The organism is Rhodococcus sp. ARP2 (assembly GCF_001029585.1).
Taxonomy (GTDB): domain Bacteria; phylum Actinomycetota; class Actinomycetes; order Mycobacteriales; family Mycobacteriaceae; genus Rhodococcus_F; species Rhodococcus_F erythropolis.
On the sequence record NZ_LEKE01000071.1, the window covers coordinates 1 to 15254 of the forward strand.

At 63.2% G+C, this 15254-nt stretch carries 14 protein-coding genes; 7 read left to right on the forward strand and 7 right to left on the reverse strand.

Annotated features, from left to right (window positions below):
* The first annotated feature begins 128 nt into the window (after positions 1 to 128).
* Positions 129 to 704: a hypothetical protein gene (locus ABX74_RS19725; protein WP_047889517.1), complete on the forward strand. Its 576-nt coding sequence runs from the start codon at positions 129 to 131 to the stop codon at positions 702 to 704.
* Positions 705 to 714: 10 nt separating this feature from the next.
* Here the strand turns inward: ABX74_RS19725 and ABX74_RS19730 are convergent, their stop codons facing one another.
* The 3 genes from ABX74_RS19730 to ABX74_RS19740 are packed head-to-tail and all read right to left on the reverse strand — an operon-like array spanning position 715 to position 4085.
* A complete protein-coding gene (locus ABX74_RS19730) occupies positions 715 to 1650 on the reverse strand; it encodes a tyrosine-protein phosphatase (RefSeq protein ID WP_020968031.1) in 936 nt (311 codons plus the stop codon).
* Positions 1651 to 1701: 51 nt separating this feature from the next.
* On the reverse strand, positions 1702 to 2865 hold the full coding sequence (locus tag ABX74_RS19735; RefSeq protein ID WP_047889515.1) for a hypothetical protein: 1164 nt from the start codon (positions 2863 to 2865) through the stop codon (positions 1702 to 1704).
* Complete coding sequence (locus ABX74_RS19740; RefSeq protein ID WP_047889518.1) at positions 2862 to 4085, reverse strand: phosphotransferase family protein; 1224 nt, start codon at positions 4083 to 4085, stop codon at positions 2862 to 2864. The genes ABX74_RS19735 and ABX74_RS19740 overlap by 4 nt, the downstream gene beginning before the upstream one ends.
* 124 nt (positions 4086 to 4209) lie before the next feature.
* On the opposite strand from ABX74_RS19740, the gene ABX74_RS19745 reads away from it, so the two are divergent.
* Both ABX74_RS19745 and rraA read left to right on the forward strand, forming a co-directional pair.
* Positions 4210 to 4833, forward strand: a complete 624-nt coding sequence (locus tag ABX74_RS19745; protein ID WP_020968028.1) for a TetR/AcrR family transcriptional regulator — start codon at positions 4210 to 4212, stop codon at positions 4831 to 4833.
* A 30-nt stretch (positions 4834 to 4863) separates the two neighbouring features.
* A complete protein-coding gene (rraA, locus tag ABX74_RS19750) occupies positions 4864 to 5340 on the forward strand; it encodes a ribonuclease E activity regulator RraA (RefSeq protein ID WP_003943552.1) in 477 nt (158 codons plus the stop codon).
* Between the two features lie 15 nt (positions 5341 to 5355).
* Here the strand turns inward: rraA and ABX74_RS19755 are convergent, their stop codons facing one another.
* Positions 5356 to 5583 (reverse strand): RNA-binding S4 domain-containing protein, encoded by a 228-nt coding sequence (locus ABX74_RS19755; protein ID WP_003943569.1) that lies wholly within the window; start codon positions 5581 to 5583, stop codon positions 5356 to 5358.
* 88 nt (positions 5584 to 5671) lie between these two features.
* On the opposite strand from ABX74_RS19755, the gene lysX reads away from it, so the two are divergent.
* The 4 genes from lysX (at position 5672) to ABX74_RS19775 (ending at position 12025) form a co-directional block, all read left to right on the forward strand.
* Positions 5672 to 9028 (forward strand): bifunctional lysylphosphatidylglycerol synthetase/lysine--tRNA ligase LysX, encoded by a 3357-nt coding sequence (lysX, locus tag ABX74_RS19760; RefSeq protein WP_047889516.1) that lies wholly within the window; start codon positions 5672 to 5674, stop codon positions 9026 to 9028.
* Positions 9029 to 9041: 13 nt separating this feature from the next.
* Positions 9042 to 9932 (forward strand): alpha/beta fold hydrolase, encoded by an 891-nt coding sequence (locus ABX74_RS19765; protein WP_080909343.1) that lies wholly within the window; start codon positions 9042 to 9044, stop codon positions 9930 to 9932.
* A gap of 78 nt (positions 9933 to 10010) precedes the next feature.
* The gene (locus ABX74_RS19770) at positions 10011 to 11420 is read left to right on the forward strand and encodes a GGDEF domain-containing protein (RefSeq protein WP_020905658.1); all 1410 of its coding nucleotides are present in this window, start codon (positions 10011 to 10013) and stop codon (positions 11418 to 11420) included.
* 5 nt (positions 11421 to 11425) lie between these two features.
* A complete protein-coding gene (locus tag ABX74_RS19775) occupies positions 11426 to 12025 on the forward strand; it encodes a histidine phosphatase family protein (RefSeq protein WP_041815480.1) in 600 nt (199 codons plus the stop codon).
* On the opposite strand, the gene ABX74_RS19780 is transcribed toward ABX74_RS19775, so the two are convergent.
* From ABX74_RS19780 to ABX74_RS19790, 3 genes are read right to left on the reverse strand one after another with little or no spacing between them, the layout of a single operon-like run.
* The gene (locus ABX74_RS19780) at positions 12026 to 13015 is read right to left on the reverse strand and encodes an ABC transporter ATP-binding protein (RefSeq protein ID WP_020905656.1); all 990 of its coding nucleotides are present in this window, start codon (positions 13013 to 13015) and stop codon (positions 12026 to 12028) included. It abuts the gene before it with no gap.
* Positions 13015 to 14112, reverse strand: coding sequence for an ABC transporter ATP-binding protein (locus tag ABX74_RS19785; RefSeq protein ID WP_020905655.1), 1098 nt, complete (start codon positions 14110 to 14112; stop codon positions 13015 to 13017). The genes ABX74_RS19780 and ABX74_RS19785 overlap by 1 nt, the downstream gene beginning before the upstream one ends.
* Complete coding sequence (locus ABX74_RS19790; protein ID WP_020968023.1) at positions 14109 to 15203, reverse strand: ABC transporter permease; 1095 nt, start codon at positions 15201 to 15203, stop codon at positions 14109 to 14111. The genes ABX74_RS19785 and ABX74_RS19790 overlap by 4 nt, the downstream gene beginning before the upstream one ends.
* Positions 15204 to 15254: the final 51 nt, after the last annotated feature.

Consider the following 15254-nt stretch of genomic DNA (forward strand, 5'->3'; position numbering starts at 1 on the left):
TCAGAGAGATAGCCGGCGCTGAAAGTGACCAATTCTCGGTTCAACGCACGACGGCCTCGACGTAAACCAGTGGCAACAATTCCATTCGTTGCCACCCCACAATTACTGCCTTGTGCAAGGGTGATCCGATGACTGACGGTGATCCGACAACTGAGCGTGGAAGTCCGGCATCCTGGTGGAAGGTGACAGCGATTGTCACCGCAGTACTTGTCGCTCTCACATGCGGCGTCATCGTGTGGTCCTTCATGCCGCCGGTTGTGTACTTTCCATTCTTTGCGCTCGCCGCCTCGGTATTACTCGGTTTGGGTGGAGTGTGGTTGATACTCAGCCTGATTGGTTGGATGAAGTACAAAACGCTCCGGTTGAGCACGATCGCGCCGGTGATAGTCCTCGTCACCGGTGCGCTCGTGACCTTGTCCGTCCCTTCTCGTGTTGCGTTTGCATTGTCGAAAGATTCGCTCGAAGCAGTGGCCGCGGATTGCCAGAAGTCGTTGGACAACCAAACAATTGGCGTCTACCGGGTCCTGCAGGTCTGGCCCGTCGGCAACGGGTGCCGCTTCCACATCGAGGGCGGTCTGATCGATTCGATCGGATTGGCGTACTTACCCGACGGCGCACCATATCTCGGCAAGCCCCGCCGCGACGGCGAGATCGGATACCAGGAGTTCGACGGCGACTGGTACTCGTTCGTTCAAGCGTTTTAGCGGCGCGCAACTAGTCGACGAGCTTGGCCTTCAGAAGTGCGATCGTGTCCGCAGTGAGTCCGAGACCTTCGGTGAGATAACCGTCGACGGTTCCGTAATCGCTGGCTATCTGCGCGAGTCCAGCTTCCAGGTACGACGCATCGACACCGAGGGCCGGCTCGAGATTGGTCGCTACCTGCGGGCTCAGAGCCTGAGAGATCTGCGCAAGGATCTTCTCGTTGGTCGCCTGAAGGTAGGTGTTGCTCAACAGATAGTCGTCCATGATCGTCTGGGCGGGGACACCCGCGATGGACTGCAACAACATCGCGGTCCAACCCGTGCGGTCCTTGCCTGAAGTGCAATGGAACAACTGCACCCCGTCACCAGCAGCGATGTCCGAGAGAACCTGCTTGAAGCCGGCGCGGCGCACAGGGTCGGTGACAAAACTGCGGTTGGTGTCGACCAAGAACTGCTTGGCCTCTTCCGGCGACTTGATCGTTGTGGCGAGCTGAGTGAGATCCTTGAACTCGATGGGGATGTTCGTGTACGTCACACCGTCCGGGAGCTTGTCCGCGCCACCGATGAACGGGTTGGAGATCTCGGTTGAACCGCGGAGGTCATAGGCGTCGGCAAGTCCGAGGCCGGTGAGCGTCGCCTTGTCTGCATCGCTGGTCGCGGTCAGCGCATTGGACCGGTAGATGACGCCGCGCTTGAGGTGCGAGCCGTCGACGGTGGCGTATCCCCTACCGTCATTGCCGGCGACGTCGCGAAAGTTGGCCACGGAGGCCAAGTTCGGTGTCGGCGCGAGCACAGGATCGAGCGAGCCGAGATCGACCGATCCCGTGTTGAGAGAGCCCAAGTCGAGCGGGATGGCCGTGGCGGGAGCGGCAAACAACAGACCTCCGGTGACAACAAGTGCGGCGGCCTTCGCAGTGCGAGCGAACAACATTCGTGAGCGTGTGGACATGTGGCAGTACCTCTCTCTGTAGTTTGGGATTTGTGGTTTGGCGAGCCGGAGTTACGGTGCGACGTCACCGATTCCGGTGAACCCGTATCGCTGATGGGGTCCGATGACTGCTACTTCGAACAGGCCTGTCCCGGTGCGGGTTACGCCGTCTTCTACAAGGGTGAACCGGGCCAAATTGTCGACCGGGCACAGCATCTTCTTCCACGGTTCGATGTCCGAAACCTTCTCTCGCAGGCCCTGAACCACCAGTTCTCCCTGCCACATCCCGTGGCGCCAATCCTGCTCGAGTCCGTAGCCCGTACCGACACCGATGTAGTTGGGCAGAATCGGTTCGCAGGTTATCTCCAGGATGTGGTCGGATTCTCCTGGTGCACCGGGACGCCGGAAGTACAGAGTTCCGCTCTTCACCTCGCGGGTGCCGGAAATGAAGGTGAGCTGGTGGTCCGGTCGACCCAACCACTCCGGCTCGCGCGAACGATCCGCCCAGACGCGTGTCGCATCCTCCAGAATTCGGCGTCCCTGCTGATCCTCTTGAACGACCGTGACCACGGTGAAGTCCCCGAATTGCATGATCGAGTAGATCCAGAAGAAGTTCTGACTACCGGCGATCGACGGATCCGCCTTGCGTCCAGGAGGTTCCGCCTCGCCGACCGGTCGAACACCCCAGGATCGATCGCGATTACCCCGCCACGTCTCCGGGGTGACCGGGATGACGTCGCCGTCGACGGTCAGGGATCCGGACCATGTTCCGGTCTGCACGAATCGTTGCGTGTCGAAGGTGACTCGTTCGAGCTGGCGATGGAAATGTCTGGCCTCGAGATTGGCGGGGCCGTCGGACTCGAAGGTGAGGTCGAAGCTCAGGTCCGGCGCTTCGGGACTCGGGTCCAACACCACCCGCAGACGGTGCAGACCCTCGATGATCTCGATCCTCAACGGGCCTACTGACAGGTCCATACGATCGTCACCCAAGGCGCGGGATGCCCGGAAGACGATATGGTCGTCGCCGCGCCGAAGAACCGCAAAGCCGTCGCACACACCAAGATTGGGGTACTGACCGAGACCGATGATGAGAAACAGCGGCTCGCTGTCGCCGTCGACGCCGGCATGGCAGTTGAAGTAGTAGCGGTCGTAGAAGTTTCGATCCGAGATGCCCACGTGGCGGATGGTCTCGGCGATCTGATGTACCGGGTAGTCGTCGAGCGGGGACAGTGTCATCGTGCATCTCCTGTTGCGACCGACGCTGTTGTGAGCGTGGCTGTAGCGAGCGATTCCCAATAGGTGCCGTCGAGCATGGCTTCGAGTGTCTTGTGGTGCAGGATCATCTCGTCCGGATTGTCGGGGAATTCCGCCTGACCGAAAGCCACTGCGCGACTTTGGACTCGGAACATGATCACCGCATGCCGCAGCGCGGCGTACACGATGTAGAAATCTAGATCCGCAACCTGGTGGCCGGAAAGCGAGCCGTAGACCTCTGCCACGGCCTCGCGACGAAGGAAGTCCGGCATTCCGGGGAGTCCGGCCATGGCAGCGAGATCCTCGAAGAACCTGTGCTGGAAGATCATCCAGCCGAGGTCCAGTTCACGCGGCCCCAGTGTGGCCATCTCCCAGTCGAGGACCGCCGCTGGTTCGAAGTCGCGGTAGATGACATTTCCGATCCGCGAGTCACCCCAGCAGAGCACTGCGGAACCGGCATCGGCGGGAAAGTTCGCTTCGATCCAGTCGAAGCCGCGCTCGATCAACGGAGATCCTGGTCCGTCGGCTGTTGCCCACTCGTAATAGCGTCGCTGGTCCTCGAGGTGCACGCGAAGAGCTTCTGCCCCAGTCGGTTCGGCACCATCGCGACACAACTCGGGGAGAGCGAGGTGTGGATCGGCCATAGCGTGCAACTCCGCCAGCACTCGGACCGAGGACTGCTGGAGCCGAGAACAGTCGTCCGCTGAAGCCTCCGAGAGCCAGGATCCGAACGTGTACGGCATGACGTCTGGCGGGATTTCGCCGTCGCGCCGTTCCATCACGAAGAACTCGCCGCCGAGCGCGTCCGGGTTGCTCTCGGACCAGTACACGCGCGGGATCGGCACCGACGTATGAGCTGCGACGGCGCTCATGACCCGAAACTGCTGGTCCAGGTTGTACGACGGGAAGATCGGCACCGCACTGTCTCGCGGGGCGATGCGGGCGACCAGGCGATGCTCGGCTCGAACCCCGTCCTCGATCCACGTCGCATCGAACAGCACGGTCTCGTTGGACATGCCGTTCGCAGCCGGCACCTCGACCGAGGTCACGGAAGGTTTCGAGCCTCGCCACAGCACGGTCGCGAGCCAGCCTTCGAGGCTGCGTCGCATCTCGGCCGGGTCGTTGCGGGATTCGCCGGGCCTGGCGAATTCGGCGTAGTCGGGATCTTCGCCTGAGGTTTCTGTTTCGGTTCGAAGGTTCATCACCACTCCTCGTGGTTCGGTGGCGCCGATGCGCACGTGCCGATAGTCGATACAATATGTATCGACTAAAGCCGTGACAGAATGTAACGGCCATCACAGCGATACCGCAAGGGATTTGCCCAAAATGTCCAAAGATTCCGAAACTCAGCACCGCCTGGGCCCGCAGCGAAACCCTGCAATCGACGACGCAGTACTGGACGCGACCAGGCAACTGTTGGAAGAAAAGGGGTACGCCGGCACGTCCATCGACGCCATCGCCACGCGTGCCGGAGTGGGGCGTCCGGCCATCTACCGTCGGTGGCCGTCGAAGGCACACATCGTCAACGACGCGATCTACCCCGTGCTCGACGTCGAACAGGGCGCGGACATCGACACCGAACTCGGCGCCGAGGGCACGATCGCGGATCAGATTCGCGCGCTTGTGCAGGGCGCGGTGGCACTGTTCGCCGCTCCCGCCACCCGGGCCGCGGCGCCCGGACTGATGAGCGAAGTGCGAACAAACGCGGAATTACGCGACGTTCTCGTGGTGCGGCAACTGGCCGGAGTCCGCGTCGAGCTGAACCGTCGACTGGAAGCGGCGAGGGAGCGCGGCGACATCCGAAGTGGCGTCGACGCCGACGCTCTCCTCGACATCATGGCGGGCGCGGCCATCTTCGCGCTGTCGGTTCGTGACGTCTCGGACCCGGGACCGTTTGCCGATTCTCTTGCCGACATAGTGCTGAACGGCATACTCCCCGACGACAACTAGGCCCGAGCCCCGCCGACTATCCTGTGGGGCATGACCGAGCCTGTAGCGACCGCTGACCTTGCCGACGAGATCGGACCCGACATCCGTAGCTGCGACACGCAGTTCACCCAGTTCGGTGGACGTGAAGTGTTTGCCGGCCCCATCACCACCATCAAGTGCTTCCAGGACAACCTGCTCGTGAAGCAGACCCTCAGCGAACCGGGCAACGGTGGAGTCCTCGTCGTCGACGGTGACGCGAGCATCCACACCGCCCTGGTCGGCGACATCATCGCCGGCCGCGGCGTCGACAACGGCTGGGCCGGCGTCATCGTCAACGGAGCTGTCCGCGACTCGGCGATCCTGCGCACCCTCGACATCGGCGTCAAGGCGCTGGGCACCAACCCGCGCAAGAGCACTCAGACTGGTTCGGGCGAGAAGAACGTGCCGATCGAAATCGGCGGAGTCACCTTCAACCCCGGCGAGATCGTCTACAGCGACCAGGACGGCGTCGTAGTTCGCGAAAGTTAGTCAGAAGTCGCGGGATCAGGCGGGGGCTTCCACTTTGGCGGCCATCCCGCCGATCTCGACGACATCGCCGTCACGAAGCTGGCGGCCCCGACGATCCTCGACCTCACCGTTGACCGAAACCATGCCGTCGGCGATCACTTCCTTGGCCTCCGCGCCCGATTCGATGAGGTTCGCGAGCTTGAGAAACTGACCGAGCCGAATCATTTCGTCGCGGATGGGTACTGCTGGAATGTTGTCGGTCATGTCAATCATCTTCCTCCTCCCACAAAACTGGACACGACAGACCACACTTAGCGTGAGGATCTGATCGACCGGTAGGAGAGGAAGCTCGATGGCACCATTGACCGAGGTATCGGACACCACTGCAGAGCTGGTGGAATCGCCACCCGAAAATCCGCGCCAGGCGCGGCGATTCCGCAAAGGGCGGTTCAGCCAGGTTCCCCATATCTCGGGATTGATCCTCGGAGTTTTCTCCGTACTGGTGTTCCTGTGGAGCATCTCGCCGGTTCTGCGGCACATCCTCCGCGTCCCACGCGAATACATCGACAGCTACTACTTCGACGCACCGGATACGAGCCTGTCGTGGGCGCTCGTCGTCGCCCTGCTCGCCGCGGCCCTCGCGAGTCGCAAGCGCATCGCCTGGTGGCTGCTGACGATCTACCTCGCGCTGATCACCCTCACCAACATCGCCTCCACGATCGTCGACAAGAACCCGAACAACGCCGTCGCCGCTGTCGTTTTGCTTGTCGTGATCGGAATCCTCATCGCCGCGAGGCCCGAGTTCTACACACGCGTACGACGCGGCGCCGGTTGGAAAGCGCTCGGCGTACTGATCGGCGGCATGGCTGTCGCGACCGTGATCGGTTGGGGCCTTGTCGAACTCTTCCCGGGCGACCTGCCGCAGAACCAACGATTCCTCTGGGCCCTGAACCGCGTCACCGCTGCGGCTTCGGTCGACAACGAGGTGTTCGACGGCCATCCACGCGTCTTCGTCAACACGGTCCTCGGTCTCCTCGGCGCCATCGCACTACTCGCCGCCGTTATGACGCTCTTCCGCGCGCAACGCTCCAACAACGCCCTCACCGGCAACGACGAGTCCGCGATCCGCGGGTTGATCCAGAACTTCGGCGCCGACGACTCCCTCGCTTACTTCGCCACCCGCCGCGACAAGGCCGTCATCTTCGCGCCGAGCGGCAAGGCCGCGATCACCTACCGCGTCGAAATCGGCGTCTGCCTCGCCAGTGGTGATCCCATCGGCGATCCCGAGGCGTGGCCGCACGCCATCGAAGCGTGGCAGGACCTGGCCTCGCAGTACGGCTGGGCGACAGCCGTCATGGGCGCCAGCGAAACCGGGGCGACGGCGTACAAGAAGGCAGGCTTGAGCGTCCTGCAACTCGGCGACGAAGCGATCCTGCGCACCCGCGAGTTCAACCTCAACGGACGCGACATGCGCCCGGTGCGCCAGGCCGTCACCCGCGTCAGGCGCCACGGCGTCACCGTGCGGATGCGACGCCATCGCGACATCCCGCCGGAGGACATGGCAGCCGTCATCATCCGCGCGGACGACTGGCGTGACACCGACACCGAGCGCGGCTTCTCCATGGCGCTCGGCCGACTGGGCGATCACCTCGACGGCGACTGCCTCCTCGTCGAAGCCGTCATGGGCGAAGGCACGGAGGACGAAAGCGTCGTCGGCATGCTTTCGCTCGTGCCGTGGGGACCGAACGGCGTTTCGCTCGACCTGATGCGCCGTAAGCCGACGGCGCCCAACGGTGTCGTCGAATTGATGGTCTCGGAGTTGGCCACACGTTCGGACGAGATCGGCGTCGTGCGGGTCTCGCTCAACTTCGCCGTCTTCCGCTCGGTGTTCGAGGAAGGTTCGCGCATCGGCGCCGGCCCGATCCTCCGCATCTGGCGCTCGGTGCTCGTCTTCTTCTCCCGCTGGTGGCAGCTCGAAGCGCTGTACCGCTCGAACGTGAAGTACCAGCCGGATTGGGAGCCGCGTTTTCTCTGCTTCGAGGACAACCGTGAGCTGCCGCGCGTCGGATTCGCGTCGGCCATCGCCGAAGGCTTTGTCGTTCTGCCCAGTTTCGGGCGCAAGTCGAGCCAGGTCGTCAAGCACACCGGAACGCATGCGGCGGTGCCGGCAGCTCTGGTGACTTCCGAAGGACTGCACGCCGACGGCAGTCCGCCGGACTCGGCGCCGTCGTTCACGACCAACGGTCCGCGTCGACCCGAGCAGGTCCGCGTGCGCATGAACAAACTCGCGCAACTGGCCGACGAAGGAATCGCCGCCTACCCCGTCGCCTATCCGCCGACGCATACGATCGCGGCCGCAGCGAAGTCGCCGGAGGGCACCCGCGTACGCATCGCGGGACGCCTGCTGAGGGTTCGCGACTACGGCGGAGTCGTGTTCACGGACGTGCGCGACTGGTCCGGCGACATCCAGGTTCTGGTCGACCAGGACAACGTCGGCCGCGAGAAGTTGGCGGAGTTCGCTGCCGAATTCGATCTCGGTGACCTGATCGAAGTGAGCGGAACCATCGGGCGCAGCCGCAAGGGCGAGCTGTCGCTCATCGCCGCCGAGTGGCGCATGAACGGCAAGTGCCTGCACCCGCTGCCGGACAAGTGGAAGGGCCTCTCGGATCCCGAGACCCGAGTCCGCCAGCGGTACCTCGACATCGCCCTCAACCCGAAGGCCCGCGAACTGCTCGAGGCCCGAAGCGCCGTAGTGAAGTCGCTGCGCGATTCACTCGGTGGTCGCGGATACCTCGAAGTCGAGACCCCGATCCTGCAGCAGGTGCACGGCGGCGCGAACGCCGCTCCGTTCCTGACACACATCAACGCTTACAACCTCGACCTCTATCTCCGCATCGCACCCGAGCTGTACCTCAAGCGGTTGTGCGTCGCGGGTATGGAGAAGGTGTTCGAGATCGGCCGCGTGTTCCGTAACGAGGGCGTCGACTTCAAACACAATCCCGAATTCACGATCCTCGAGGCCTACGAGGCGCACAGCGACTACGAGGGCATGATGCGGATGTGCCGCGAGCTCATCCAGGCGGCGGCCGTCGCAGCGTTCGGGCGCGAAATCATCATGCGACCCGGCCCGGACGGCGAATTGGTCGAGGTCGACATCTCCGGCGAGTGGCCGGTGAAGACGATGCACGGCGCCGTCGCCGAAAAGCTTGGTGTCGACGTCTCCCCCGAGACGAGTCTCGAAGACCTGCAGAAGCTGTGCGACGCCAACGAGATTCCGTACCAGTCCAGCTGGGATACCGGCGCCATCGCGCAGGAGATGTACGAGCACCTGGTCGAGGACTACACGGAGTTCCCCACGTTCTACACCAACTTCCCCACCTCGATGTCTCCGCTCACCCGGCCGCATCGCAGCATCCCCGGCGTCGCCGAGAAGTGGGACCTCGTGGCGTGGGGTGTCGAACTGGGAACCGCGTACAGCGAGTTGACCGACCCCGTGGATCAGCGCAACCGGCTCACCGAGCAGTCGATGCTCGCGGCCGGCGGTGATCCAGAAGCGATGGAATTGGACGAGGACTTCCTTCAGGCCCTCGAACACGCGATGCCGCCGACGGGTGGTCTCGGGATGGGCGTCGACCGAATCGTCATGCTGATCACGGGCGGCAGCATCCGCGAGACGCTGGCCTTCCCCCTCGCGAAACCGCGTCAGTAGTCCGGATTCTCACGTGCCGGAATTGTTCCACGTGAAACCACCGGGCGAGATCTTGCAGGTCGGCGAGAGCCGACTTCATGTTCTTGCCGAGGGCGACGGTCCCGTCGTCGTCCTGTGCGGCGGACTGGCGGGCAACTGGTTCGACTGGGATGACTGCGCGCGTCATCTCCAGTCGGACCACACCGTCGTCCGCTTCGATCGCCCGGGCTTCGGACTCAGCGAGCCGTCTTCCGAAGTGCCGACCGTCCGCGGCGAAGCTCAGCGGATCCGCGACGTGCTCGACACTCTGGGATTGGCACGGCCGGCCGTCGTCGTCGGCCACTCCATCGCCGGCTTCTATGCCGAAGGCTTCGCGCGACTGTTCCCCGATCGGGCGGCGGGGATGCTGCTCCTCGATTCCAGTGCCGAGAAAGAACCGAAACGTCTTTTCCCCCGCGACCTGCTGCTGATCGCCTCCCGGGCCGCCGCGGCTTCGTTCAGCACCACCGGGCTCCAACGACTCCTCGGCACCACGACGCGCAAGATCCTCAACCAGTCCGTGCCGCCGAGCGGGTCGTCCGAAGCCACCCTCGAATGGGTCAGGAAGATCTACCGCGAACCTCATTATCTGGAGGCGGCGATGATCGAATACGTCGCGTACACCGATATGGCGCTGGAGCTCACCGCTTTACGACGCTCGAGCAAGCATCCACTGCCCGACATCGACCTCAGCGTCGTTGCCGCACACACTGGCCACACCACTCCCTGGTCCATCGCCTGGATGGCAAAGCAGCAGAAACTCGCCACCTACCTCGGCGGGAGTTTTCACGTCCTGCGCCCGGCGCATCACCACGCGATGATCGATCAGCCCGAGGAGTTGGCGAACTTGATTCGACGCCTCACGCAGCCGAACCCTCGGGAATGACACTTCAACGTACAACTCGGACAGTAGCCGGATCATTGCTAGGCTCGGACAGCTTCTGCTTTCTACGACAGGCTGGCCATGGATCGTTCGACAACCCGGGTGCGCTCGTCGCTGATCTTCGTCGCCATACTCGTTGTCGCCCTCGCCGGCATCGCCGCCCGTCCGCCCGGGTTTCTGTCGACCTTCTGGCCCGCCAACGCGATCCTTCTGGGCATTCTCCTTCGTAACCCACGCTCGTTTGCGCCGATCGGACTCGCTGTCGGCGGCGCCGCGCTGCTGACGGCGGATCTTGCGACCGGAAGCCCCGTGCAGAGGGCCTTCGAACTGAATGCGATCAATCTGGTCGGCGTCACGACAGGATTGATCGCCGCGAACTTGCTCGGCTGTTTTCCGCGGCGGATCTCCGAGACCAAGTACACGACCAGAATCTTCGTCGTCTCGGTTCTGGCGTCGTTCACGGCTGGGTCCGCGAGCGCGCTGCGCACTCAACTCCACGAAGGAAGCGGTGCGGGAACGGAATTGGTGGGTTGGTTCTTCGCCGACCTGTGCACCTATCTGATCGTGCTGCCCATCCTTCTTTCCGCACCTCCGTTCGACCACGTCCGTCGTACGTTCGGGCCGTCCGTGCGGCAGAATCTGCGACTTCGACGGGTCGCCCAGATCCTTCTGCCGCTGGCAGCCCTCCTCGCCTGCCTCCCGCTGGCCCTCGAAGTGCAGGGAGCCCTCGCATTGCTGCTTCCGATGCCGGCGCTCTTGTGGTGCGCGATGCGCGTCTCGCTGTTCAGCACTTCGCTCCTCGCGGCTGGGTGGAGCGCGTGGGCGCTGATCATGGCCGGCCAGGGGCGGTTGGCCCTGGCCGATCCGGTTCATCTGCTCAGCGAAGGTGTGACCACCAGGATCTCCGTCATCTTGATGGCGCTCTCCCCCATCGCCGTAGCCGTCGCCACGGGCGCACAGCGACGCGCTGAACGTGAACTCCAACGCATCGCCGAATGCGACGCCCTGACCGGAACGCTGAGCCGACATGCGTTCTGGACCCAGTCGCAAGAACTCCTCGACACCCAACACACAGCGCGAAAATCGATCGCCGTCATGATGCTCGATCTCGACCACTTCAAATCGATCAACGACAACCTCGGCCACCTCACCGGAGATTCGGTCCTCGAACAGTTCGGAAACACCCTCCTCGCCACTACCGAAGGACTGGGACTGTCCGGTCGACTTGGCGGTGAGGAATTTGCCGTCGCCGCGGCCGACTGCACATTCGAGGAAGCAATTGCCCTGGCAGAACGCATCAGACAGAGGCAGGAGGCGCACTCCCGATCCATCCGCGGCTTCGCCGGAACGGTCAGTATCGGAGTCGCCTGGGTAGATCAGGCCATGGCCGAGATGGACGCTCTGCTCGACATCGCCGACACCGCCATGTACCAGGCGAAACGCGAAGGCCGAAACCTCGTGGTGGCCGTCGATCTGTACATGGCAAGGTGACGTGGGTGCAACTACTCCTGATCCGACACGCGCTCCCCGAACTGGCCGAGGTCACCGAAGGCTTCGCCGATCCCTCACTGACCGACGCCGGTCGCGTGCAGGCACTTCGGCTGCCTGCGGCTTTGGCCCCCTACCGGATCACCGGGCTCTTCAGTAGCCCGCAGAAGCGCGCACTCGAGACTGCGGACCCGGTAGCGCAGGCATTGGATCTTCCGGTCACCGAGCTCGAGGGTCTGGCGGAGTACGACTACGAGCAGCCCCACTACATCCCGATGCACGAGGTCTTGGAACGCGCACCGGAAACGTATGCGCGCATCAAGGCCGGATGGCTACCCGAGTCGGTGGACGGCGACACTTTTCGTGCGCGAGTCCTCGGTGCGATCGACGACGTCGTCGCCGCAACCGACAACAACGCCACCGTGGCGATCTTCTGCCACGGCGGCGTCATCAATATCGTTCTGCAGGAACTACTCGGGCTGGAGCGTCCGTTGACCTTCCCGATCGAGTACGTGTCCGTCACGCGAATTCTTGTCTCCCGGGACGGAAGCCGCAGGGTCGGGTCGATCAACGAAACCGGTCACGTACGCAACATGCTTCGCGTGTAGTCACACGTTGTGGCACGCCACCTGATGACCGCCCTGGACGAGACGAAGTTCGGGAACTTCCTCGGCGCATAGATCCGTGGCCAGCGGGCACCGAGTACGGAACCGGCAGCCACTGGGCGGATTGAGCGGCGACGGCAGCTCGATGACCTTCTGCTCGACGTTCTGCGCTGCGGTGACGGTGGCATCAGGATCGGGAATCGACGACAGCAGTAGCTGCGTGTACGGGTGCAGCGCGCGGTTCTGCATGTCTTCTGCGGGAACGATTTCGCAGACGCGGCCCAAGTACATGATCATCACGCGGTCGCTGATGTTCTTCACGACGGCCATGTTGTGCGCGATGAACAGCAAAGACAGCCCGTGACGCTTCTTCGCATCCTCGAGCAGGTTCAGAATCTGCGCCTGCACGGAGACGTCGAGGCTCGAGACCGGCTCGTCACAGATCAGGACCTTGGGGTCCAGCATCAACGCGCGGGCGATGCACACACGCTGGCACTGACCACCCGAGAGTTCCCGCGGGGTCCGGTCCCACACCATGTCCGGGTCCAACCCGACCTCGGCAAGAACCTCGCGTGCCCGAGCTTCGATGGCGGCCTTGTCTTTTCCGCCCCAGATCGACGGACCCTCGGTGATGAGAGCCTTGACCTTGCGACGAGGGTTCAGGGAGGAGATCGGGTCCTGGAAGATCATCTGCAACTGAGTGCGACTGCGACGCAGTTCTTCCGCGCCCAGTGCCGTCATTTCCGTCTCTCCGAGGCGAATGGAGCCCGACGTCGGTGAGGGCAACTGCATGATCGCCCGGCCCGCCGTGGACTTGCCACAGCCGGATTCACCGACAACGCCCAAGGTTTCACCCGGAGCGACGGTGAAGCTGATCCCGGACACGGCGTGAACGGTCTGCCCCTTGCCGACGTTGAATTCGACGACCAGATCCTCGACCGTCAGGGCCGCGTCCACCGTCTCGGGCTTCCTGGTATCGGTTGCTGCAGTCATCAGACCATCTCCTTCACCGCGAGCGAGAGGCCCGCTGCGGTAGTGCCGGCCTTCTCGTTGGCGACCAATGCCGTTGTGCCTTCAGGGGTGTCGACCGGGTAGTGGCACGCGAACGTGTGGCTTTCGGTTGTGTTGTCTCCCAGGCCGCCGGGAGCCAGAGCCGGTTCGCCGGTCAGGCAGTCGTCCTGGGCATACCGGCAGCGAGCGGCGAAGCGGCAACCGGTGATCGGCTTCGTCATGTCCGGCAGTCCACCCGGAATTGTCTGCAGCACTGTGTGCGTCGGCGATTCGAGTCGCGGAATCGCGGCCATCAGCGCTTCGGTGTACGGGTGGCGCGGACGAGTGAACAACTCCTCGGTGGCCGACGTTTCCACGACGGACCCGGCGTACATGACGGCGACGCGATCCGATCGTCCCGAGACCACACCGAGGTCGTGGCTGATCAGGATGACGGCCATGTTGAGCTTGTCGTTGAGCGAGGCGAGCAGGTCGAGGATCTGCTTCTGCACGGTCACGTCGAGCGCTGTGGTCGGCTCGTCCGCGATCAGCAGTTTCGGCTCGCAGGCCAGGGCCATCGCGATGACCACACGCTGACGCATACCGCCCGAAAGTTCGTGGGGGTACTGATCGAGCCGACGCTTGGGCTCGGGGATACCCACCATCGACAGGAGTTCCGCAGCGCGATCGCGGGCCGCGTCCTTCTTCAGACCCAGGTGGAACTTCAAGGATTCGGTGATGTGGGTACCGATGCGCTTGAACGGATTGAGCGAGGTCATCGGATCCTGGAAGACCATGGCGATCTCGGGTCCCCAGAAGTGCTTCATCTCCGACTTCTTCATGGTCGACATGTCGCGGCCGGCAAACGTCACCGTCCCGCTGATGTCCAGAGCCGGACCCTTCTGCAGCAGACCCATGATGGTGCGCCCGAGAACCGACTTGCCGGAACCGGATTCACCCACGATACCGAGAGTTTCACCGGCGGAAACGTGGATCGAGACACCGTCGACTGCTCGCAACTGGCCACGCGGAGTGGCGAATACGGTCCTGATGTTGTCCGCCTGCAGTAGCGGAACGCCGTTCTGAACTGAAGTGGTCACAGCTTACTCCGATACTTCTCGCCGATGAGGTTGAAGGAGAACACCGTCAGGAAGAGGAAGACGCCGGGAACCAGAACGATGAACGGATGCTTCTCCACGATCCCGCCCTGGCCTTCCGCAATCATGTTGCCCCAGGTCGGATCAGGTTGTGCGATACCGAGTCCGAGGAAGCTGAGTGATGCTTCCGCGACGATCAGGCCGGAGACGGCCACCAGGCCGAGCGCGGCGACCGGAACGAGGACGTTGGGAACCAACTCGCGCCAGATGACGCGCCATTTGGTGGCGCCCATGGCCCGCGCGGCAAGCACGAACTCCCGTTGGGCGACGACGATGGTGTTGGCCCTGGCGATTCGAACCATGCTGGGAATGCAGAGAATCGAGAGTGCGAGGGTGATGTTGCGCAGGTTCGACGTGAGCACCGCGGCCAGTGCGATCAACAGCACCAGAGAAGGAATGGCCAGCAGCGAGTTGGTCAGGATTCCGACGACTGCGTCGACCTTGCCGCGGAAGTAACCGGCCATGACGCCGATGGTGCCGCCGATGATCATGCCGATCAGTACGGCGCAGATGGCCACGGTCAAGGATGCGCGAGCACCGAACAAAGCGCGGGCAAGCAGGTCGAGACCGAAGTTGTTGGTACCCAACGGGTGATCGGAGAGCAGGCTCGGCGAGGCGAAGCCCGGCTCGGCCAAGGTCTTGACCGTGTCCTTGTACTCACCGAGCGGCAGCAGCGGTGCGAAGATCGCGGCCAGGATCAGCGCGGCCAGCCAGATGCACGCCAACCAGTACGAGAGATCGAACTGACTGCCCCACTTGGACGTACCGAGTTTGCCGAGACCCTTGAAGAGGAAAACCAGGGCAACGAGCGCGAGCACGATGCGGACGGTCATCATGATGGCCGAACCGAAGAGTGCGGTGCCGAGCAGCGCAACGCCGATCACCGTGAGAATCGATCCGATCAGGACCAGATTCTTGGGCTGTTCCAACGTCTCGACGGGGCCGGGAGCCAGCAGGACTGTCTGCTGCCGGTATGTCATCACCTCGGACGGGGCCGGCGACGGGGCCGCTCCGTCTGGCGTCACTTCAGACATGGACACGACGACTCCTCGGGTCAAGATAGGTGTACAGAACATCGATCGCAC

What these genes read in the sequence shown, in the direction of transcription:
- ABX74_RS19725 (WP_047889517.1), top strand. Translation starts at nt 129, where the DNA reads ATGACTGACGGTGATCCGACAACTGAGCGTGGAAGTCCGGCATCCTGG.
- ABX74_RS19730 (WP_020968031.1), bottom strand. Translation starts at nt 1,650, where the DNA reads ATGTCCACACGCTCACGAATGTTGTTCGCTCGCACTGCGAAGGCCGCC.
- ABX74_RS19735 (WP_047889515.1), bottom strand. Translation starts at nt 2,865, where the DNA reads ATGACACTGTCCCCGCTCGACGACTACCCGGTACATCAGATCGCCGAG.
- ABX74_RS19740 (WP_047889518.1), bottom strand. Translation starts at nt 4,085, where the DNA reads ATGAACCTTCGAACCGAAACAGAAACCTCAGGCGAAGATCCCGACTAC.
- ABX74_RS19745 (WP_020968028.1), top strand. Translation starts at nt 4,210, where the DNA reads ATGTCCAAAGATTCCGAAACTCAGCACCGCCTGGGCCCGCAGCGAAAC.
- rraA (WP_003943552.1), top strand. Translation starts at nt 4,864, where the DNA reads ATGACCGAGCCTGTAGCGACCGCTGACCTTGCCGACGAGATCGGACCC.
- ABX74_RS19755 (WP_003943569.1), bottom strand. Translation starts at nt 5,583, where the DNA reads ATGACCGACAACATTCCAGCAGTACCCATCCGCGACGAAATGATTCGG.
- lysX (WP_047889516.1), top strand. Translation starts at nt 5,672, where the DNA reads ATGGCACCATTGACCGAGGTATCGGACACCACTGCAGAGCTGGTGGAA.
- ABX74_RS19770 (WP_020905658.1), top strand. Translation starts at nt 10,011, where the DNA reads ATGGATCGTTCGACAACCCGGGTGCGCTCGTCGCTGATCTTCGTCGCC.
- ABX74_RS19780 (WP_020905656.1), bottom strand. Translation starts at nt 13,015, where the DNA reads ATGACTGCAGCAACCGATACCAGGAAGCCCGAGACGGTGGACGCGGCC.
- ABX74_RS19790 (WP_020968023.1), bottom strand. Translation starts at nt 15,203, where the DNA reads ATGTCTGAAGTGACGCCAGACGGAGCGGCCCCGTCGCCGGCCCCGTCC.